General features: G+C 48.6%; 21 protein-coding genes and 1 pseudogene. 11 read left to right on the forward strand and 11 right to left on the reverse strand.

The annotated features are described in order from the left end of the window. Nucleotides 1–19: 19 nt before the first annotated feature. A pseudogene (locus P4D80_RS13065) lies at nt 20–148 on the reverse strand (IS701 family transposase); the annotation flags it as partial. 184 nt (nt 149–332) lie between these two features. Next, nucleotides 333–1241: an S-methyl-5'-thioadenosine phosphorylase gene (locus tag P4D80_RS13070; protein WP_421654428.1), complete on the reverse strand. Its 909-nt coding sequence runs from the start codon at nt 1239–1241 to the stop codon at nt 333–335. 286 nt (nt 1242–1527) lie between these two features. On the opposite strand from P4D80_RS13070, the gene P4D80_RS13075 reads away from it, so the two are divergent. Beyond that, nucleotides 1528–2268 (forward strand): hypothetical protein, encoded by a 741-nt coding sequence (locus P4D80_RS13075; RefSeq protein WP_421654429.1) that lies wholly within the window; start codon nt 1528–1530, stop codon nt 2266–2268. A gap of 150 nt (nt 2269–2418) precedes the next feature. Next, entirely contained in the window at nt 2419–3117 is a 699-nt protein-coding gene (locus tag P4D80_RS13080) for an exonuclease (RefSeq protein ID WP_421654430.1), read from the forward strand. Nucleotides 3118–3193: 76 nt separating this feature from the next. Here P4D80_RS13080 and P4D80_RS13085 read toward each other — a convergent pair whose 3' ends face one another. Further along, nucleotides 3194–4171 carry a beta-galactosidase gene (locus P4D80_RS13085; RefSeq protein WP_421654431.1) on the reverse strand — a complete coding sequence of 326 codons (978 nt, stop codon included), beginning with the start codon at nt 4169–4171 and terminating at the stop codon, nt 3194–3196. 626 nt (nt 4172–4797) lie between these two features. Here P4D80_RS13085 and P4D80_RS13090 point away from each other — a divergent pair. The 3 genes from P4D80_RS13090 (at nt 4798) to P4D80_RS13100 (ending at nt 7106) form a co-directional block, all read left to right on the forward strand. Continuing rightward, nucleotides 4798–5484 carry a Rieske (2Fe-2S) protein gene (locus tag P4D80_RS13090; protein ID WP_421654432.1) on the forward strand — a complete coding sequence of 229 codons (687 nt, stop codon included), beginning with the start codon at nt 4798–4800 and terminating at the stop codon, nt 5482–5484. A gap of 72 nt (nt 5485–5556) precedes the next feature. Further along, on the forward strand, nt 5557–6558 hold the full coding sequence (locus tag P4D80_RS13095; RefSeq protein WP_421654433.1) for a hypothetical protein: 1002 nt from the start codon (nt 5557–5559) through the stop codon (nt 6556–6558). Then, on the forward strand, nt 6555–7106 hold the full coding sequence (locus P4D80_RS13100) for a protein-tyrosine phosphatase family protein (RefSeq protein WP_421654434.1): 552 nt from the start codon (nt 6555–6557) through the stop codon (nt 7104–7106). Before P4D80_RS13095 ends, P4D80_RS13100 begins: the two co-directional genes overlap by 4 nt. A 19-nt stretch (nt 7107–7125) precedes the next feature. Here the strand turns inward: P4D80_RS13100 and P4D80_RS13105 are convergent, their stop codons facing one another. Then, nucleotides 7126–7440 (reverse strand): YdeI/OmpD-associated family protein, encoded by a 315-nt coding sequence (locus tag P4D80_RS13105; RefSeq protein ID WP_421654435.1) that lies wholly within the window; start codon nt 7438–7440, stop codon nt 7126–7128. Between the two features lie 328 nt (nt 7441–7768). Here P4D80_RS13105 and P4D80_RS13110 point away from each other — a divergent pair, with 328 nt between their 5' ends. Continuing rightward, nucleotides 7769–8542 carry a tetratricopeptide repeat protein gene (locus tag P4D80_RS13110; RefSeq protein WP_421654436.1) on the forward strand — a complete coding sequence of 258 codons (774 nt, stop codon included), beginning with the start codon at nt 7769–7771 and terminating at the stop codon, nt 8540–8542. 30 nt (nt 8543–8572) lie between these two features. Here P4D80_RS13110 and P4D80_RS13115 read toward each other — a convergent pair whose 3' ends face one another. Continuing rightward, nucleotides 8573–8725 (reverse strand): hypothetical protein, encoded by a 153-nt coding sequence (locus tag P4D80_RS13115; protein WP_421654437.1) that lies wholly within the window; start codon nt 8723–8725, stop codon nt 8573–8575. A 48-nt stretch (nt 8726–8773) separates the two neighbouring features. On the opposite strand from P4D80_RS13115, the gene P4D80_RS13120 reads away from it, so the two are divergent. After that, nucleotides 8774–8914, forward strand: coding sequence for a hypothetical protein (locus P4D80_RS13120; protein WP_421654438.1), 141 nt, complete (start codon nt 8774–8776; stop codon nt 8912–8914). A gap of 75 nt (nt 8915–8989) precedes the next feature. Here P4D80_RS13120 and P4D80_RS13125 read toward each other — a convergent pair whose 3' ends face one another. Together P4D80_RS13125 and P4D80_RS13130 are read right to left on the reverse strand one after the other, a co-directional pair. Further along, complete coding sequence (locus tag P4D80_RS13125) at nt 8990–9670, reverse strand: potassium channel family protein (protein ID WP_421654439.1); 681 nt, start codon at nt 9668–9670, stop codon at nt 8990–8992. 567 nt (nt 9671–10237) lie between these two features. Beyond that, nucleotides 10238–10942 (reverse strand): pirin family protein, encoded by a 705-nt coding sequence (locus tag P4D80_RS13130; RefSeq protein WP_421654440.1) that lies wholly within the window; start codon nt 10940–10942, stop codon nt 10238–10240. A 217-nt stretch (nt 10943–11159) separates the two neighbouring features. On the opposite strand from P4D80_RS13130, the gene P4D80_RS13135 reads away from it, so the two are divergent. Further along, nucleotides 11160–12047, forward strand: a complete 888-nt coding sequence (locus P4D80_RS13135; RefSeq protein ID WP_421654441.1) for a LysR family transcriptional regulator — start codon at nt 11160–11162, stop codon at nt 12045–12047. Nucleotides 12048–12088: 41 nt separating this feature from the next. Here the strand turns inward: P4D80_RS13135 and P4D80_RS13140 are convergent, their stop codons facing one another. Then, nucleotides 12089–13072 carry a nucleoside hydrolase gene (locus P4D80_RS13140; RefSeq protein WP_421654442.1) on the reverse strand — a complete coding sequence of 328 codons (984 nt, stop codon included), beginning with the start codon at nt 13070–13072 and terminating at the stop codon, nt 12089–12091. 786 nt (nt 13073–13858) lie between these two features. Between P4D80_RS13140 and P4D80_RS13145 the strand changes: the two genes are divergently transcribed. Together P4D80_RS13145 and P4D80_RS13150 are read left to right on the forward strand one after the other, a co-directional pair. Next, the gene (locus P4D80_RS13145) at nt 13859–14062 is read left to right on the forward strand and encodes a helix-turn-helix domain-containing protein (RefSeq protein ID WP_421654443.1); all 204 of its coding nucleotides are present in this window, start codon (nt 13859–13861) and stop codon (nt 14060–14062) included. 532 nt (nt 14063–14594) lie between these two features. Further along, nucleotides 14595–14882 carry a DUF7219 family protein gene (locus P4D80_RS13150; protein WP_421654444.1) on the forward strand — a complete coding sequence of 96 codons (288 nt, stop codon included), beginning with the start codon at nt 14595–14597 and terminating at the stop codon, nt 14880–14882. A gap of 2 nt (nt 14883–14884) precedes the next feature. Here the strand turns inward: P4D80_RS13150 and wecB are convergent, their stop codons facing one another. The 3 genes from wecB to P4D80_RS13165 form a co-directional block, all read right to left on the reverse strand. Then, the gene (gene wecB / locus P4D80_RS13155) at nt 14885–16000 is read right to left on the reverse strand and encodes a non-hydrolyzing UDP-N-acetylglucosamine 2-epimerase (protein ID WP_421654445.1); all 1116 of its coding nucleotides are present in this window, start codon (nt 15998–16000) and stop codon (nt 14885–14887) included. Nucleotides 16001–16306: 306 nt separating this feature from the next. Then, complete coding sequence (locus P4D80_RS13160; RefSeq protein WP_421654446.1) at nt 16307–16555, reverse strand: hypothetical protein; 249 nt, start codon at nt 16553–16555, stop codon at nt 16307–16309. Nucleotides 16556–17266: 711 nt separating this feature from the next. Beyond that, the gene (locus tag P4D80_RS13165) at nt 17267–17923 is read right to left on the reverse strand and encodes a GNAT family N-acetyltransferase (RefSeq protein ID WP_421654447.1); all 657 of its coding nucleotides are present in this window, start codon (nt 17921–17923) and stop codon (nt 17267–17269) included. A 358-nt stretch (nt 17924–18281) separates the two neighbouring features. On the opposite strand from P4D80_RS13165, the gene P4D80_RS13170 reads away from it, so the two are divergent. After that, entirely contained in the window at nt 18282–18992 is a 711-nt protein-coding gene (locus P4D80_RS13170; RefSeq protein ID WP_421654449.1) for a M48 family metallopeptidase, read from the forward strand. Nucleotides 18993–19004: the final 12 nt, after the last annotated feature.

Raw genomic sequence — 19004 nt, forward strand, 5'->3', positions numbered from 1 at the left:
TGAAAAGGTGAGTTGTAGGTAAACTGTCTGCCACCACCAATTCAAATTGAAATCCCATCGTCTGCAATTGCCGGATCATCCTGGCGGCAATTTGCGGCTTGCTCTGGTATTCATCTCCCTGTTTGAGTCGTTCTCTGAGCTTATATAGCAGTAGTCATTATGGTTAGGACGGGGTGCAGGGGTGGAACCCCTGGCTGGGGGCGAAGCCCCACTCCCTCTCTAATTCAAATGTCCTAACGCATCCGCGTAGAGCTATACAACTGGCAGTATTCATCGAGGCTGCGGGCAATGGGCTACAGGCGTTCATAGAAAATATTAGTGATGGTTGCTCTCTAAAGATACTTCTGCAACAGCAACCCTAGCTTCTCCTTTGTGGTCGGGGGAATTTTGTCAAGGGGGGTTAAAATAGCGTACTTCAGGGCAAAGTGGGCGTCGGATTCAGGAGGATTTTCGGCCAGGCGATGAACGGTTTCTTGAATCACTTTTTGAGCATTCACAGCATTGCGTTGCAGGTTGGCAATCACCATATCCACGGTGACACTGTCATGGTCGGGGTGCCAGCAGTCGTAATCAGTCACCAGTGCCAGGGTCGCGTAGGCAATTTCGGCTTCCCGTGCCAGCTTGGCTTCGGGCAGGTTGGTCATGCCAATCACTGTTGCCCCCCAACTGCGGTAGAGATTGGATTCGGCCTTGGTGGAAAAGGCTGGACCTTCCATACAAACGTAGGTGCCTCCTCGATGGAGGGTCACATCCGTCAGGTTCAGACTGGCCACCGCTTCTGCCAGAATATTCGCCAGTTTGGGACAGACTGGATCACCAAAAGCGATGTGGGCGACGATACCGTCCCCAAAGAAAGTAGAGATTCGGTTTTTGGTGCGATCGATGAATTGGTCGGGAATCACCATGTCCAGGGGCTTGGCTTCTGCTTTAAGGGAGCCAACGGCGGAGGCAGAAATTAAATACTTGACTCCCAAGCTCTTCATCGCGTAGATGTTGGCACGAAAGGGTAGTTCGGTTGGCAGCAGGTGGTGATTGCGTCCATGACGTGCCAGAAAGGCAACCCGTGTTCCGTCTAAAGTTCCCACAATCAACGCATCAGAAGGCTGACCGAACGGTGTGTCAATCTGTACTTCTTCCACTTCCTTCAACGCTTCCATCTTGTAAAGCCCGCTGCCGCCAATGATGCCGATCGCCGCTTCTACCATGCCAATTGCTCCTAAAACCCGGCCTGCACTAGACATTCTCTGCACTAGACATTCTACAGTGGGTTTTCTCTTTGTCTTCCCGATTGCACAGTTGAATGAAGAAATATAGCGGTAGTCATTATGGTTAGGACAGGGTGCAGGGGTGGAACCCCTGGCTGGGGGCGAAGCCCCACTCCCTCTCTAATTCCAATGTCCTAACGCACCCGCGTAGAGCTATACTATGCAGGGCTGCTGAATTCTTCTGCAAAATGGGTATCCTGAGCAGACAAGGGTGTAAGGCAACAGGTCTGCCAGTAGGGGTTCTCATTCATCGTTTTTTTCCATGCTCATGCAAGCCTCTCGCACAATTTGCTTTCCCGAAGGCACCACTGCGATCGCCCGCCTTCACGAAACCACTGAACACCTTGATTTACTTCTTTGCGAGTTAGGTTTGAAAGGCCCCTGCCCAGTCATTGTTTTAGTGGGGGGTGCCAATGGTCTACGGCACTATCATATTGCCCGACTCCATACCCTATTCGTTCATGTACTGGCTCCCCTGGCTGAGTCCCTGGGTGCGGTTGTGCTGGATGGAGGCACAGACACGGGAGTGATGCGAATGATGGGTAATGCCCACAGGCAAATAAAGTCAACCTTCCCCTTGATTGGGGTTTTGCCCGCAGGGTTAGCCACTTTACCCGGTGAACTCCCCCCCTTCCCCGACGCTGCTCCCCTGGAACCCAATCACACTCATTTCATGCTGGTTCCAGGTTCATGCTGGGGCGATGAATGTATCTGGCTGTCTAAAATTGCTAGTGTACTATGTCAGGGGGCACCCTCCATGACCGTGCTGGTCAACGGAGGCGAAATTACCTGGAAGGATGCTCTTGAGAGTGTCCGAGCCAATCGAACCATTGTGGCGATCGCGGGCAGTGGACGGGCCGCCGACACCCTGGCAATGGCGCTTCAAGGTGAAGATCTGGACCACCGTGCTCAGGAAATTGTCGCTTCAGGACTGCTGCAAGCGGCTGACCTGAAAGACACCGAGGGGCTTGCAAGCATTATTCGGCAAACACTCTACAGATGAATGGGTGGATGGGTGGCTCGTCCACGCTCCCACTCATCCACTCTTATGCTCATCCCCTCATCTACCCTCCCACTCATCCACTCCCTTCCGCTTCTGACTCGTGAGGGAAGGTTCCGTTACCTGGTCAACTCGTTACTTGGTCAACTATTTATGTCATCTGCTCTGCCTCGACTCCCTGTCTACCGTGCCAAATCAGTTCGGCAAAACGGGCGACAGTATTATGTAGACGATCGCGGCTATCGTCTACCCAGTGTTAGCACCATTCTTAATGCCACTCGCTCTCCAGAGCAGCGGGAAGCCTTGGCACGCTGGCAGCAACGGGTCGGGATGGAAGAAGCCACCCGAATTACAACCGCTGCCAGTCGCCGGGGAACTGGTACCCACAAGCAAGTTGAGCGCTATCTACAGGGAGAAGGGGTGGTTTGTCCAGACAACGTCCGCCCTTACTGGGAAAGTATTAAACCCGTTCTGCAAGCGGTGGAAGATGTGCGCTTAGTGGAAGGCACCGTATTTCACTATGACCTTGGCTATGCCGGAAAAGTAGACTGTGTTGCCAGTTATCAGGGGACTCCCTGCCTTTGCGAATGGAAGACCAGCGATCGCCCCAAACAATCCATTGACCACCTCAACGATTATCCGTTGCAATTAGTTGCCTACTGGGGAGCCGTTAACCACTGCTACCGTGACCACCATGTAAATTTGGAACATGCGATGCTGGCGATCGCTATTCCTGACATGCCCGCCGAAGTCTTCTGGCTTGACCCAGAAACCATTTCTCACTACTGGCAGGAATGGCAAGAACGGGTTGCTATGTTCTGGCGGCGGTTGGGAGGTCGTTTTAGTGGTTAGCTGTTAGTTGTTAGTTATTAGAGAGAAGTGAGAAGTGAGAAGTGATGGGGTGATAGGGTAAGGTTTCTTTACTCCATCACTCCATCACCCGTTCGTCCTCATCCCTCACCAACCCTTCCACCATCCGCCACCATTCATCCCGTCCATTCTTCCAGTGCCAGTACCAGTACTCACATCCCCACAGCAGAATAGTGCCGTAGCCGATATCATTCAACCTGGCAATTAAATTTTTTACTCTAGTTGGGGTTGAACTGGGATACTCCACTTTCTTCATCGCTACCAGTTCGTCTGGCTCCCAGGGTTCTGCCTGAGCTTCGGCGATCCAGGTTTCCTTGCCTGCTGCAACTAAAGATTGTTGCCATACCTTTAGCCTGTTCCAGAAGGGTGGCAAAGGTTCGATGTAGAACGGGGAATTGTCAATCGGGACTTTTGCATAAACGTTGATGCCAACCGCATCTGCCAGAGCCAGACTTTCACGGAAGGCGCGATCGTCTTCGGGAAATTGAGCCGCAGGGAGCGTGATTGCATTGGTCAGTAGAATTTTTTGGTGCGGGAGAGCGATCGCCCGCACCCGTTCCACTTCTTGCTGGACAAATTGATAGCTGAGAAAGCGTCCGCCTGTAATTTCCAGACGGGTAAAGGGTTCGTTTTCTACCTGCCAGTATTTGATTGCAGGAGCATCACGGGTGTGGTTGAGGACTGCTTCAACAAAGTGGAGTGTGCGATCGCCAATTTCCGGGTGTCGATCAATCGGCTGAGAACTACCAGAGGTATCATTGCGACTACTCAGCCAATCAGGAAAATGAAACTCAGGCCAGCGTGGAGTCTTCATTCCCACTGTCACTACAACATCAATTCCATGTTTGTGGCTTTCATTCAGCAACCAATCCAGCACTGAAAAATCAAACTGATTTGCCACTGGCTCAATTTCATTCCAGTAGCTACATAACCGAATATATTTGAAACCCAGTGAACAGATTTTCTCAAAAACTTTTCGGTAGTCCAGCCCAATATAATGACATTGAAGCTGACTAAATGTTGTTCCCAGAATCACAGGATTTTTGAAAGTTGATTACTTTTGCAAAAAGGGAAATTAATAACTACTCAATAACTCAAGTCGAGTCGCTTCTCATCACTGCCTAACTAGTTTTAAGTTTACCATCCCTTTTTCAAAGCTAAGCGAGATTGCATTTTATCTTTCCCTGCTCCCTGCTTCGTACCGTAACGAGCCCAATAAGTTGCTTGCCAGAGGTGGGAAGACTACAAGGTTGACCTCAAGTAGGCAGCGTTCAAAACCCTTGACCCACGCCAAGACAAAGTTGACCAATTGCTAGCTGCGTGAACACCTGAAATCGTTGCTTCCGTCACAGGATACGCTTTCATTCTTGATGCCCTATCTGTAATGTATCCTAATTTATAGCTATAGTTACCCGGCTTAGGACGGGGTGCAGGGGTGGAACCCTGGCTGGGGGCCAAGTCCCCAAACCCCCTCAAAACCAATGTCCTAAGAACCTGGCGATAGCTATAAATTGGTATGAGTTGTTGGTTTTTAGTTGTTGCATAGCAAGAAAAAGTTTGTCGATAGTGTGATTGAGGCGGTTCTATTAAGAAACTAAAGGAAAAGCTTTACAAAGCAAACAGACCTGCCAGGATATTTCTAAAGTTTTTCTTTATAAGAAGATGACATCTACTTCAGAGCGATCGCAATCCCTCCTTCGGGCCGCCAGCCTGGCAGAACTTCAAGAAAAAGGGCAGTTACTCGTCCATCTCAATCATCAGACGATCACTCTATTTTACAGCCGTGAGCGAGTTTATGCGATTGACAATCGTTGCCCCCACATGGGGTTTCCCCTGCATGGCAGTGTCTGTCAAGACGGCATCGTTACCTGCCCCTGGCACTATGCTCGCTTCGATTTAGCCAGTGGCGGTACGTTCGATTCCTGGGCCGATGATGTGCGATCGTTTCCGGTGCAGATTCGAAACGGCGAAATTTGGATTGACCTCGCCCCGCGGGTGAATCCCAAAGCGCATCAGCAACAGCGATTGCAGGATGGTTTGGAACAAGGGATTTCATTGGTGATTGCCAAAGCAGTGATTGCGCTGCTGGATCTGGGCCTTGCCTCAATGGAACTGTTTCAAACGGGTTTAGCCTTTGGTACCCGTTACAACAAAGCCGGATGGGATACCGGATTGACGATGCCGACCTGTCTGATGAATCTGCTACCGTATCTGGAGGAGAGCGATCGCCCCCATGCCCTCTATCAGGGGCTTTCTGCTGTTGCACGGGATAGTGCTGGAGCTTCACCCCATTTCCGAGTCCATCCCCTACCTACCACCAACCTTGACTTTCCCACCTTAAAAGCCTGATTTCGCCAGTTTATTGAACAGCGCGATCGGGAAGCCGCTGAACGGTGTCTGGTAACAGCCGTACAGTCTGATATGAGCCGTACCCAAATTGCCGAGATGTTGTTTGCAGCGGCAACCGATCATCGCTATCTCGATATCGGACATGTGCTGGATTTTATCAATAAAGCACTGGAAGCCCTGGATGCCGTGGAGTGGCAGGAATCGGAAACCGTCCTGGCAAGTTTGGTGGCTGGCCTGGCCAATGCCACACGAATGGAGGAATCCAGTTCATGGCGCTATCCTGTGGATTTAGTAGCCATTCTGGAAGCCGCGTTTGAGCAATTACCTGCGGCTTTAGAAGCTGGACGATCGCGACAAGGGCCGTGGACTCAGCCCCCAGGCTTGTTGTCCGTTCTGCTAGGTGAGGATGCCCAGGCCATTGCCGATGGGTTGCTGGATGCTTTGCGATCAGGCTGTACTGAGGAACAGTTAGCTAAACTCGTCACCTATGCGGCGGCTTTGAGAGTTGCGCGATTTCATACCAACAACGATCACGGTGATTGGAACAGTGCCCACCATCCTTTTACCTTTGCCAATGCAGTTCAGCAGGGTTTACGACGAGTGCCTGCGATCGAACTCCTGCGGGGCGTATTCGATGCCGCCATGAGTGTGTATCTGAGTCGATTTTTGAATGTGCCGCCTGCCCGTTTACCAGAATCAAAGGACACGGTTGTCGATCCTGAATCCTTGCTCGATCGCCTGCCAGAGCTCCTGGATCGCCAGCAGCAGGTCAACGAAACGGGGCGACTGGTGGCACAATATCTTTACAGTGGTGGTCAGCCTGAACGATTGATGGCGATGCTGGCAAAACTGATGCTACGCGAGAACCGGGATTTTCATGTGATTCAGTCTATGGAAGCCGCTTTTCGGCTCTACAGTCAGTTGGCTGATGAGCCGGAGGGAGTGCATGTATTGGTAGCAACTGCTCGCTATCTGGCAGCCCATGCACCCACGATGCGATCGCAGGAGCAAACCTATCAGATGGCGTATCGTCTGCATCGGGGCGATCGCTTGTTTGAAGACAGCGAATCATGAACTTAACGATGTATAAATTCGCGGCGGCCTCGGAGCATGAATCGATTGTGTTTGGGGCTTGCAGACCTGGATACTCTAACGTGCAAATTAGAACCTGGATTCAGTTTATGAAAACCCAGGAGATGCAACGAATCTGTTGCTTACTGGCGGAGGACCAACTCGCTCGCTACCCAAACTTGCTAGACTTCTACCAGCGGGAGTTTGGTGGTGAAAACGTTTGTTGGGCAGCGATCGCAGACTTTGAAATCTGTGATCCGGCGACCCTTCAGAACAAAATCCTGCCGTTTTTGACAGCATCGGATCAACGCCAACAAAAAACAGTCGTTCACTGTTCGGGTGGCATCGGACGCACGGGACACGTTCTTGCTGCATGGTTGATATTTGGGCGAGGTTTATCTCGGCAGGCAGCCATCAGGGCTGTCCAGCAAACTGGTAGAAATCCCTATGAAGCAGTGATTGTGGCTCCCCTACGGGGTAAAAATCCATTCCAGGTTCTGGCAAAACTCCATCAACTCTATGAAAAACCTGAAGTCGATCCGCTGAAATGAGTGCTACAACTTAGCGCCACTATTGATTTGCGCGTATGTTTTTGGCTGCTAATTGAGCGGTTTCTTCGACTCGTCTGGCGCGGGTTTCAGTTTTTTTGGCTGAAGCAATCCATTCCAGGATGCCGCGTTTAGCTGATCGGGGAAATGCTTCAAAGTTTTGTTTTGCTTCGTCACAGGCAGTGAGCGCCTGTTCTAAATCGGGTGGAATTTCCAGTGCTTCAATCGCATCCAATGCGTTCCAAGAACCGTCTGCTTTGGCGGCTTCTACTTTCGCCAGCCCAGCAGGCATCATCAATCCCTGTTGAAGAAGATGCTCAACCCGTTCTTTGTTCAACTTTGACCATCCAGTACCACTTTTCCGAGGAGCAAATCAGAGCCGCGATCGCTCCTCATCCAGTTTATTGGGCTTACTGTCAATCCAACCAAAGCACAACGCTTCTTCTACAGCTTCATCATAATCAAAGCGGGATTTACCCGTTGCTTTCTTGTAGCTAATCAGCCAGATACCTTGAGTTCGGGTATGGTTCTGTTCCAGCCAGGTTCGCCATTCTGCACGGGTTTTTGGATGGATTGAATGTCAGGTAACTGCATAACATCCTACAGTCTGGAGGTAGTTTCTATTGAAACTGGATGACCTCAGCCACTTTCAATAGGAGTTTATTATGCCCCAGAATTCTGTTGCAAACCCTCCCACTCAACCGAATCCCAAATGGGGTCTGAAGTTGACGATCGCCATTATTGCGCTGGTGGTTGGCGGAAGTGTTGGACGGTATTTGTTGACCCAGTACCACTACAGCCAGGGAATGCGGGCTTATCAACAGGGAAATTGCTCAACGGCGATCAACCATTTCAAACACATTACTGCTGGAAACCAAAAAGATGACCGGACGGCGAGTGCCCGAGCAAAAAAGGTGGAGTGTAAGGTATTTCAAACCGCAACCCGTCAACAAAATGAAGCAGCGGCACTGATTGCTTACACTCAATTTGCGACCCGTTATCCTGCGAGTGCGCTGATCCGTTTCACTCGTGAACGTACAACCGATTTATTTCACCAAGCACCGTTGCCTGATCTGGCCCAACCTCAGGTATGTAATCAAATAGAACGGATGGCTACCGCTCAACTGATTCCCGAACCAAAGGCTGCTCTGTTCTTCCATGCCTGTGGACAAACCTACGTTGCTAATCAAAACTTTGCTAACGCGATCGCCCTATACGAGCAATTTTTAGATCGCTACCCCAAACACACCCTGGCTGCAACGGTAAAAACAGAATTGGCGCAGACCTATGTTGCTGATGCCAGAGCAAAGGGTGCTTTATACATTCCACCACCAGGGCGCAGCGGTAACACAGGTGACGGATCTACCATCGTGCGCATTCAAAATGATTCACGGGAACCAATGCGAATTGTATTCAGCGGTCCCACTCCCCCGTTTTGAAGAGCTGCCCCCCTGCAAAAACTGTCAAGACTATATTGGCAGAGGACCAACCTCCTGCCCAGCAAAGGGGCCAATCGGGCAATACACCTTAACACCCGGTGAGTATGCGGTGGTGGTCAAGTCAGGGGGCGATCGCTCCGTGAAACCATTTTCCGGTAACTGGACATTGGCAAACAGCACCAAATATAGTCACTGCTTCTTTATCGTGCGAAGAGTTTAATAGCAATTTGATTGTTCAATGCGACAGATCAAGGATTTGAGGAGACAGGAGACAGGAGACAGGAGGCGGGAGGCAGGAGCCGGGAGCCAGAAGTTAGATTTATTCTGGCTCTGGCTTCTTCCATTAAGGCATCTGCCGTCAAAATTGTTTAAACCAGTATAAGCTCCTGTATGGGTGGGTTTTCAGATCGATTTGTTCTATACAAATCTGGCAGGTGGACCCGCCCCCTACCTCCTGCATCCTTCAATAAAATCAATCATCTCGTGCATGGAGCCAGGCTTTGTTACAATCAACACCGTTGAACCCGGTTCCAGAACTGTGTTGCCATTGGGAATAGCTAAATCCATATAGGGATGGGGCTGATAACCAATGATCAAAGATCCAGAGGGAAAGTCTGGGTCCTGAGCAATTTCTGCAACACTACGCCCAGAAACATTGCAATTTTCAGGAATGGCAAGCTTCAGCACCTCAATTTGCCCCTGCTCAAAATGCATCATCGACTCGACCTGGGGATACTCAATTGCATTCGCCATCGTTGACACCGCTAGGTCGATCGCATTTATCACTCGTGTCGCCCCCGCAATCCGGTAAGGTTCGGCAAAGTCCCGATGGCGCATCCGAACCAGAATGTGGGGTACCCCATAATGTTTGCCTAATGTTACCATCGCCAGGTTGAGGGCGTCATCCCGAAGCACGGCTGCCAGCGCATCAGCCTTGCGAATGCCAGCCTCCAGCAATACCTCTGTACTAACTGCGCTGCCCTCAAATGCCATCACCCCCAGCCGTTCACGGGCATAGCGACAAGCAACCGGATCTACATCAACAATCGCAGCTGTGTGACCCAGGTCAATCAATCGTTGCGCCAGACCCAAACCAACCAATCCTGCACCACCAATCAATACGTACATCAGCAATCTCCGTGGGGTAATTGTCTAAGTGCCCAGATTAATCAAGGCTGTTTTTACCGCATTGTGGTAGAGATCTTTAGCGGGCATAGCACTCACCCCTACTTCTATTTCTACGGTAATGGAGGTACTCATCGAGTGATTCTAAGGGGGTAACAGTCTGAGCTAAATTATAGTCACTTCCTCAAATGCTGCTAAACCAAGGATGCAGGAGGTAAAAGGAGATTGACATTAGATCTGGTTCCCCTCTCTGCGTTTTGAAGCCTCTCAGACCTAACCCCCAATCCCTTCCCTCCAAGGGAAGGGGAGCTCTGATTCAAGTCCCTCTCTGTGTCGGAGAGGGGTTGGGGGAGAGGTCAGTTGACTGATGATTGCTGGACGCTGAGCATTATTACTTTCTAAGCGGTAACCACCTGGCTCAGGCGACCTAACACAGGTAAGCGCTATACGGCATTTAAGCGGCAGTCATTGTGGTTAGGACAGGGTGCAGGGGTTCCACCCCTGGCTGGGGCGAAGCCCCTACTCCCTCTCTAAATTCCAATGTCCTAACGCACCCGCGTAGAGCTATACCTACGCCGCCATATCAAACAGCAACACTTCGGCATCCTTAGCCGCCCCACGGAGGGTGATATCGGACTCATTGGAAATGGCAGCCCCATCACCTGCTGTGAGCGTTTGACCATTGAGTTGCACTGCACCTCGCGCCACTTGCAACCAGGCAACCCGCTTGCTGGCAAGAGGATGACTGACTTCATCCTCCTCATTTAGCAAGGCCGCGTAAAGGTTGACATCCTGATGGATCGTGATAGACCCATCCCGACCATCGCGAGAACCAACCAGGCGTAATTTACCGCGCTTTTCAGCATCAGCGAAGGTTTTCTGTTCATAACCTGGTTGAATTCCTTTCTGTTCTGGCAGAATCCAGATTTGCAGAAAATGGACAGGTTCAGTTTTAGAGGCATTGTATTCACTGTGCATGATGCCTGTTCCGGCAGATATTCGTTGTACCTCTCCGGGGCGGATCACTGATCCGGTACCGAGGCTGTCTTTATGCTCTAACGCACCTTCTAGGACGTAGGAGACGATTTCCATATCGCGGTGTCCATGAGTTACAAAACCTTGCCCAGGAGCCACCTTGTCTTCATTAATGACTCGCAGATCGGCAAACCCCATGTGATTCGGGTCGTAATACTCACCAAAGGAAAAGGTATGACGACTATTAAGCCAACCAAAGTAAGCAGAACCTCGTTCTTGAGCAGGTCGAAGAGTAATCATGTGGGACCTCCGGTGGGGAATAAGAGGAAAGAAAAAAGAGGAAAGAATGGGGAGTGAGGAAGTAATGGGGTGATGGGTGATGGAGTAACAATTGACTTTCGCCCATCCACCTATCTACTCTTTTCCGGGACACTATTTATTATGGAATGAATCCAGAAAAAAGACAATATAATACATTGCAAACATATTGTCGTCAAATAGGATACAATCTTTAGAGATGGATAAGTTTGAAAGTATTCGTGCCTTTACTCAGGTGGTCAATGCGGGAGGCTTTGCGGCGGCGGCGCGGGAGATGGGAATGTCGCGATCGCAGGTTAATAAGCTGGTGATAGCCCTCGAAAATGAGCTGGGGGTGCAATTGTTGCATCGCAGTACACGAGTGGTCACTCCAACGGAAACGGGGTTGGCGTTTCATGAGCGTTGTGTGGAAATTCTGGCCAGTCTGGAGGAAGCGGAGCAATCAGTTACCCGACTTCAGGTAGAACCAAGAGGCAGATTGCGGGTCAATGCACCCATGTCGTTTGGCACGATGCACTTAGCTCCTGCCCTGGCTGATTTTCTGGTGCAATATCCCGATCTTCAGGTGCAACTTACCTTGAGCGATCGCTTCATTGACCCCATTGAAGAAGGCTTTGATGTCACTGTGCGAATTGCTAAACCCCAGGAAAGTGCCAGTTTGATTGTGCATCCGTTAATGTCCGCTCAGCGAGTGCTGTGTGCGGCTCCCAGTTATCTAGAGATGAATGGAAATCCAACTTGCCCGGATGAACTGTATCACCATTCCTGTTTACACTACGGTCAACTTGCCATTGAAAATCATTGGACACTGATTGGACCTGATGGAGAATACACCATTGCTGTGAATGGAGTATTGTGTTCTAACAATGGCGAAGTCCTTAGAGATGCTGCCGTTCGTGGATTAGGAATTACGCTGCTGCCAACTTTTATTGTGGGACAGGCACTACAACAGGGGACGCTGCAAATTGTATTGCCCAATTATCATCCACCCGAACTCTCGATTTCCGTGATTTATCCAGTCAATCGTCATCTCTCGACCAAGGTTCGGCTACTGATTGACTTTCTCCAGGAACGGTTTAGTGATTGAATGGCACTGATGGAATATGACTACTTCCTTACTTCATTAACTTACTTCATTAAAACTTTCAAATCCTCAATCAAATTTGTAAAAAATCTAGCCGTGTCAACCTGTAGCGCAACCCAGGCATTCATCCCCGTTTTTGGCAAAAGACGATCATCAATCAGGGTTTTTCCCTGTGTCCATCTACCCTGGGTTTCAACCCTCACCCTGGCTCTTCGCAACATGAATAGCTCAGGATAAAACAAATAGCCAAGTGTTGCTGCATCGTGGACTAGAAAACCATTTACACCCTCAGTTTCCCGGTAACTGAGAGATGTTCCAATCATAAATTGGCAAAGGGCATTAAGAAATCTAGCAAGATCGCTCTCTGGCTTAACCTGACTAACCGAATGAGCCATTTCTTGAGTAAAAATCAAATGTCTGGTGACATCCAATGGCATCACCACAAGATCGTTTCGACTGTCCAATACTGTTTGAGTGGCTTTGGGATTGAACCAGACATTGAACTCTGCATGGGGGGTGACATTTCCAGAGCAATAGAAGGCACCTGCCATCACCACAATTTCTTTTGCTTTTCTAAGGATGCCGGGGCTTTTTTCCTCTGCAGTCGCCAGGTTAGTCAATGGACCGATCGCCACAATCGTAATCTTCCCTGGTTCTGCATTTAACCTTTCGATAATAATCTCATCAGAATATCGAGCTGTTTCATAGTTATGAATAGCTGCAGGTAGGGTTGTAGACAAATTACCCATCCCATCCGTTCCATGGATATAGGCAGCATTTTCTTTGAATTCGACTTTCAGGGGTACTCCACGACCGACTTCAATATGCTGCAATCCACCCAGGCTCAGAATTTGACTGGCACTGGAGAATGTTTTCTGCACAGCCACGTTGCCATCGGCAGATGTGACCGCCACCAGTTCAGCAAATCCCTGTTTAACCAGGCTCTGAAGCCATAAAATCGCATAAATATCGTCTCCACCTGGATCAGTGTCGAGAATGATTTTAGGGATTGTTGTTTGAATTGACATATCGATTTTGTAGCACTCTTATCACTAAGTCGCCCTACTTTCTAGCTCAGTTGAGGGTGGGTAACAGTGTTATAGCGGTAGTCATTATGGTTAGGAGGGGGTGCAGGGGTGTAACCCCTGGCTAGGGGCGAAGCCCTCACTCTCTCTCTAATTCCAATGTCCTTACGCACACGCGTAGAGCTATAACTTCTCATAGAATAATCGCTCAGCAGATTTCAACCTACAGCGTGTTGCACAACGATCGCCTCATTTACGAGGCCCCTTGAACCATTGGTTTCGTTGTGTTAGGCCAACTCATCATCCAGGGGGCTTCGCCTTCTATGACGTTTCTGTTCGTCGGATCGTCGGTTTGCCGCTAGCTTCCTCCAAACACTTCCTCACAGGAGTCCCCTTGCCTTTAGCTAGTCGAACCTAACCTAGAGGATGTCTACTTCTGCGTGATCAAAGAGATTCCAGCATTGCAGTTTAATAATCTTATGGCAATCACGTTAAATCCAGTTAACCAGATCTAATTGCTAGCACTGAAGATTGCCCTATTTACAAATTTTGAACTACAAAAGATTGTCAAAAAACATTCCTCTCCAGGACCTTTTAACCTCTCCAGGACTTTTCAAATAGTCTCTTAGTTTGAGGAGAATAGTCATTGCTCAGAGGCGTTCGAACATCCTCACCTAGTGCGACTTCAGCGCATCGATTATCCAATTAGCAGGAGTCAAAGATCCTTTAGAGGAGACACTTTCCACTGGCTCATAACCCTGATGCTTCCCCCTCTATACATGCGTCCCCTTGAGTGAAACCCAACAAGCTGCCCTCGAACAGGGACTACGCTGCAAAGATGCTTTTACCCTGCGGCGCTGCCAAATCTTGCTGGCTAGGGCTAGACGTATCCAGCCCAGAGACATTGCCACCACGGTCGGTGGTAATGTCCAAACTGTTGGCAAGGTGATTCGTGCCTTCGAGCAGCAGGGGTTAGCTTGTTTGCACGCCTGATCGAGTCGTCCTAAAACGGTCAAACCCACCTTGGATGAGGACAAGCGCGCCCAATTGCGACAGGTGCTCCATGCTAATCCTCTTTAATTTGTCCACATTTTGCTAAAACCTCGGAGGTTTAAGCGCCAAGGTGGTTCATGAGGTGCAGTTTTAGGTTAAAACCTCCGAAGTTTTTGTATAGCTCTACGCAGGTGCGTTAGGATATTGGAATTGGAAGGGGAGTAGGGGCTTCGCCTCCAGCCAGGGGTTCCACCCCTACCCCCGTCCTAACCGCAATGACTACCGCTATAAATGTAAATTTCCCAGCTAGAGTTCTCCTGATAAGTGTCGAGCGACGTTTAGCCAACAAGTGAATGGTTAAATGTATTGCACAACACATTGGATTTAATAAAGATCCTTACAGATCCTTTTAGTAAGGTTTTGCACAAAACTAGCTGATCTCGGGATAGAAGAATAAGATTAAAAGGGTAAGATGTTAAGTTTAACGAAATGGCATCTCGCCTGGTTGTAGGTTCTCTATGGGTCAATTGCCGTGACAGATAGTCAAGATACCAGCAAAGAGAAAGATCGGTTCTTCTACCCAATTGGCAGCTATCGGGGTGAATTTACGCCAGAACACTTAGCGTTTAATGCCAATCTTCAAGAATTTGCCCAACGAGTTTCAATTATCTGTGGCCTGGAGACTGGCGGAAAAATTTCCTCCCAGGACGCCTATAAGGAAATTAAACAACTCTGGCATCAGCTTAAGAAGTCGAAGCAGGAGTTACTTGATCAGAACGATTACCCGAGGCCAGATTTACCCGAAGATAACGACATCTAAATCTAAGACTGGAAGTAGTCTTTTACAATTTGCAGGATGCGATCGCTAGCGTAACCATCTCCAAACGGGTTCACCGCATTTGCCATTTCCTGGTAAGCATCTGAATTGCTCAACAATTCAGCCGCCGTCTTTAGAATTTGGTTCGGATCAGTACCTACCAGTTTAGCCGTACCCGCCATCACAGCTTCCGGTCGTTCCGTTGTTTCTCGCAAAACCAGTACAGGTTTACCCAGACTGGGAGCTTCTTCCTGAAGTCCACCAGAATCAGTTAGTAACAAATAGCAACGTTGAATCGCACCAACCAGATCGGTGTAATCTAAAGGTTCAGTCAAAAACACCCTGGGGTGTTTTTCTAAGATTGCCCTGAGAGGTTCGCGTACTGTAGGGTTTCGGTGCAATGGCAGCAGTAAAGCGGTATCAGGAAACTTATCCAGAATTTGCAGAAAACCCTGAGCGATGCCCTGTAGCGGTTGTCCCCAATTTTCCCGCCGATGTACGGTTGACAGAATCACGCGGTAGTTATTCCAGTCCAACCCAGGGATAGAACAATCAGGTTTACGCTCTGCTACAGCCAGTAGAGCATCAATGACCGTATTTCCAGTTTGATAAATCTCCCCCAAAACTCCCGAACGGTGTAGATGTTCAACCGCAAGCGAGGTAGGTGCAAAATGCAGTTGAGCAAGTTGGGAAATTAATCTTCGATTGGCCTCTTCAGGGTAAGGGTTGTAAATATCATCTGTGCGTAAACCAGCCTCAACGTGTCCAACTGGAATTTTTTGGTAAAACGCAGCCAGAGTTGCCGCAAAGGCAGTGGTTGTATCCCCTTGCACAAGCACCATCCGAGGTTGTAACTGTTGAAATAAATCTTCCAGCCCTCGCAAACTCCAGCAAGTAATGTCCGTTAGAGTCTGATTTAGTTGCATGATGGCAAGATCCTGATCTGCCGACAACTCAAACAGTTGCATGACCTGGTCAACCATTTCCCGATGCTGTCCTGTCAAAATAACCTGGGTATCAAAGTCAGGGGATGACTTAAATTTTTGAATCACGGGTGCCAGTTTGATGGCCTCCGGACGGGTTCCCAGAATAATGTTGATTGGAATCGGGGTATGCAGCATTGAGTCAAAGTAATGAGAAAGGGCCAGGAATCCAATCTATCCTAGCCCCTTCTGAGACCTGTAATACTCGCTGTTGATTGTAACGACACGAGATATTATTGGTAGTGCCCAAATCATAATGATTTTTCAGTTGGAAATGATGGCGGCTAACGCCGCTCATCATTACTTCTTGAGGTCTACCATATTATTCTCATTAATCGGTGCATTACGCTATCGCTAGCAGCACCACAGGTACAACCTTGTATGTCAATACAGTAATCATTAAAAAGCCCGGCAGATGTCGGGCTAAGAAGAAAACGAATAAGTTTAGCGCCTAACTTCACAGGTTAGAGGGCAAGACGCATATACAGAGGTATGGTGCGGATCATCCTCACCATTCAACCAGCGTAGCCAACTGACCTCCTGGGGATGAACTCCTTTCAGTGTCAGAGCCGCTGCTCCTACAATCACTGCTAAAAGATTCAGGCCAAGGATGCTACCTGCAACTACCAAAACCGCACTTACGGGCAGAACAGACTGTAAAATAACTGCCAATAACGAACCAATCGTAACCATTAAAATGACTAGAGGAAAACCTATTACTAGCAAGCAAACTGCCAATATAAATGTCCAAATGAGAAAGCTCCTGAGCATCAACAAGTAATAGAATTTTCTAAAGCTCTGGCTTTGAGATAATGCCATGCCTCTGCCTCCTGGGGAATTAGATAATCAATTTTAAACAGAATGCTTTCTAGCGATCCCCAATGTGGGATCGGGTTTGTTCCATTAAGTATAGGGAAATTACTTAAGGAAGATGAGGCTTTGTTGGATAAATTTACAGTCGTTGTGGATTGTTCACTTTGGATTATCCTCATCAGTTCAGATCTTGGCGAAGCTTACCCTTTACCTGGCTGACTCTTCTGATTTCTAGACTAGAAATGTAGGTTTATTTATAAAGATTAAGAAATTATAATCACGCTATAATCAGGCGTTCAGTGTTACCTGTGAATTGGTAGAGGCTTCCTCGTATTCCTGGCTATAGTCAATATTGGGTGTTTGTTTAGCATCACCCATACTGATCGCTTAGACAATTGATCAGTGTCAATTTAATCCAGTATCTAAAGAGCTTCACCCTAGATATAGCGATCCTATTTGGATTGTAAGAAAGGATGCCGTAGGAATCTTTTCTTACAAAAGTCTTTCAATCTCACGACTGATTTAGGACTGCTATAGAATGTCTTTACAGATTTTTATCCACAGGTTTGGAACCTAACCTGAACTGCCTCTTTAAGTTAAGTTTTTGATCATGCGATGGATGCCCCCTGATCGGGTTAGCTGTTCAAACCGGGAAGTTGTTTTGCTGCAAATAATCCGATAGCCGATTCGTTCAAATAGAGCTTTAGCTCCAGTGTTTGTGTAAGCAACATCCAGACAGAGAGAAGAGCAGTCGTACAGACGAGACTGAATTTCCGCCTGATTGAGGAGGTAGCTGCCTAACCCCTGGTTGCGGAATTCTGGCAAGATACTGACACCTAAGATGTAGTACTCCTGGGGGGCAACGTCTTGTTTAATGCGGGTCAGGTCTGCCAGGTTGACTAAAATTTTTGGCAGTTTGCGCAACGGTAGAATACCTACCATTATCTGTTGTACCTTTTCATCCGCCTGGCGCTTTAAGGAACCGGGGTAACTGAGCATCAACCCAACTGGTTGATTTTGCACCTCTACAACCTGAGTGTATTCATAGCTAAAGGCATGCTGTGGACGGACAAAAGCTCGTTGCAGGACATCTATTGCCTGCTCTGAGGGGGAGGCAAACACATAACAAAATAGTGCTGGGCCTGTTGCAAACAGTAGAGGGACTGCCCAATCAGCATCAGCTGCGATCGCTGGGCGTAGGGTAACATTCTGAATCTTGGGTAAATGGGCAGTTGAGTGAAAACTCATGGAGGCAGCAGGACTTGCGATTAATTTCTTTAATTAGTCTAAAAGACTATTCAAAAAGGGGAACAGGTAAGGAATGTAAGACGCTCTCAGGTACTCCTTAGGAGTATTGCTTAATTATTGCTGTTCTGGTAAGGCTTTTTGGAAAAATCCATTTTATTCAGTTCCAAAGCTGTCGCCAGGTTGCTTAGGACATTGGCTTTAAGGGGGTGTGTGGGCTAACCCCCAGCCAGGGGTTCCACACCCCGTTTTAAGCCTGGTGGATATAGCTACAAATGATCGAATTCAACCTAAAAAGTGAGCCCTGATACTGGAAGACTGTGCATTAATAGGGATGTGATAGCAAGTTGATATCCCGGTAATGTTACCTAGTTATACAGTTCGAGAAAGCCGCAAGGCAAAACACGTTTCCCTCAAAATTTCGGTTTCGGGCAGGCTAGAAGTTATTGTTCCCCAGGGTTTTGATCAAAACCATATTCCCGCGATAGTGCAACGCAAGCAGCAATGGATTGAGCGGGTGACCCGACGGATGGAGAATCGGCAGGCGCTGGCTGGAGAAGCAACCAGCGATGCATTGCCTGAAAAAATCACACTGCGGGCGATCGCCGAGACCTGGCAGGTTGACTACCAGTTCACGCAACTACCTGGTGTTCGGGTGAGTGAGCTGGCAAACTCCCGCCTTACCCTGTTTGGCAGTATTACCGATCAGGAACTGTGTAAAGCCGCTTTGCAACGCTGGGTTATTCGCAAAGCCTGGATCCATCTAGTTCCCTGGCTGCAAGTGGTCAGTCGGGAACTTGAACTTCCCTTTGAGCGGGCTCTGGTGCGTAAGCAAAAAACTCGTTGGGGAAGTTGCTCTTCTTCCAAAACCATCAGTCTTAACTGTAAGCTCCTGTTTCTTCCCCGCTCACTGGTGCAGTATGTGTTTGTCCATGAGTTGTGTCACACCATTCATCTCAACCATTCACCTCGATTTTGGGCACTGGTAAATAGCTATGAGCCCGACTATTCGCAGCTTGATGCCAACTTGAAGGATGCTCGCTGCTATGTGCCGCTCTGGATGGAGGTGTAAAATTACAATCCA

It is taken from the genome of Leptothermofonsia sp. ETS-13, assembly GCF_049200465.1.
Taxonomy (GTDB): domain Bacteria; phylum Cyanobacteriota; class Cyanobacteriia; order Leptolyngbyales; family Leptolyngbyaceae; genus Leptothermofonsia.

Excerpts from the sequence above, each read along its gene's own strand:
- P4D80_RS13070 (WP_421654428.1), bottom strand. The coding sequence starts at position 1,241 with ATGTCTAGTGCAGGCCGGGTTTTAGGAGCAATTGGCATGGTAGAAGCG.
- P4D80_RS13075 (WP_421654429.1), top strand. The coding sequence starts at position 1,528 with ATGCTCATGCAAGCCTCTCGCACAATTTGCTTTCCCGAAGGCACCACT.
- P4D80_RS13080 (WP_421654430.1), top strand. The coding sequence starts at position 2,419 with ATGTCATCTGCTCTGCCTCGACTCCCTGTCTACCGTGCCAAATCAGTT.
- P4D80_RS13090 (WP_421654432.1), top strand. The coding sequence starts at position 4,798 with ATGACATCTACTTCAGAGCGATCGCAATCCCTCCTTCGGGCCGCCAGC.
- P4D80_RS13095 (WP_421654433.1), top strand. The coding sequence starts at position 5,557 with ATGAGCCGTACCCAAATTGCCGAGATGTTGTTTGCAGCGGCAACCGAT.
- P4D80_RS13100 (WP_421654434.1), top strand. The coding sequence starts at position 6,555 with ATGAACTTAACGATGTATAAATTCGCGGCGGCCTCGGAGCATGAATCG.
- P4D80_RS13110 (WP_421654436.1), top strand. The coding sequence starts at position 7,769 with ATGCCCCAGAATTCTGTTGCAAACCCTCCCACTCAACCGAATCCCAAA.
- P4D80_RS13125 (WP_421654439.1), bottom strand. The coding sequence starts at position 9,670 with ATGTACGTATTGATTGGTGGTGCAGGATTGGTTGGTTTGGGTCTGGCG.
- P4D80_RS13130 (WP_421654440.1), bottom strand. The coding sequence starts at position 10,942 with ATGATTACTCTTCGACCTGCTCAAGAACGAGGTTCTGCTTACTTTGGT.
- P4D80_RS13135 (WP_421654441.1), top strand. The coding sequence starts at position 11,160 with ATGGATAAGTTTGAAAGTATTCGTGCCTTTACTCAGGTGGTCAATGCG.
- P4D80_RS13140 (WP_421654442.1), bottom strand. The coding sequence starts at position 13,072 with ATGTCAATTCAAACAACAATCCCTAAAATCATTCTCGACACTGATCCA.
- wecB (WP_421654445.1), bottom strand. The coding sequence starts at position 16,000 with ATGCTGCATACCCCGATTCCAATCAACATTATTCTGGGAACCCGTCCG.
- P4D80_RS13160 (WP_421654446.1), bottom strand. The coding sequence starts at position 16,555 with ATGGTTACGATTGGTTCGTTATTGGCAGTTATTTTACAGTCTGTTCTG.
- P4D80_RS13165 (WP_421654447.1), bottom strand. The coding sequence starts at position 17,923 with ATGAGTTTTCACTCAACTGCCCATTTACCCAAGATTCAGAATGTTACC.
- P4D80_RS13170 (WP_421654449.1), top strand. The coding sequence starts at position 18,282 with ATGTTACCTAGTTATACAGTTCGAGAAAGCCGCAAGGCAAAACACGTT.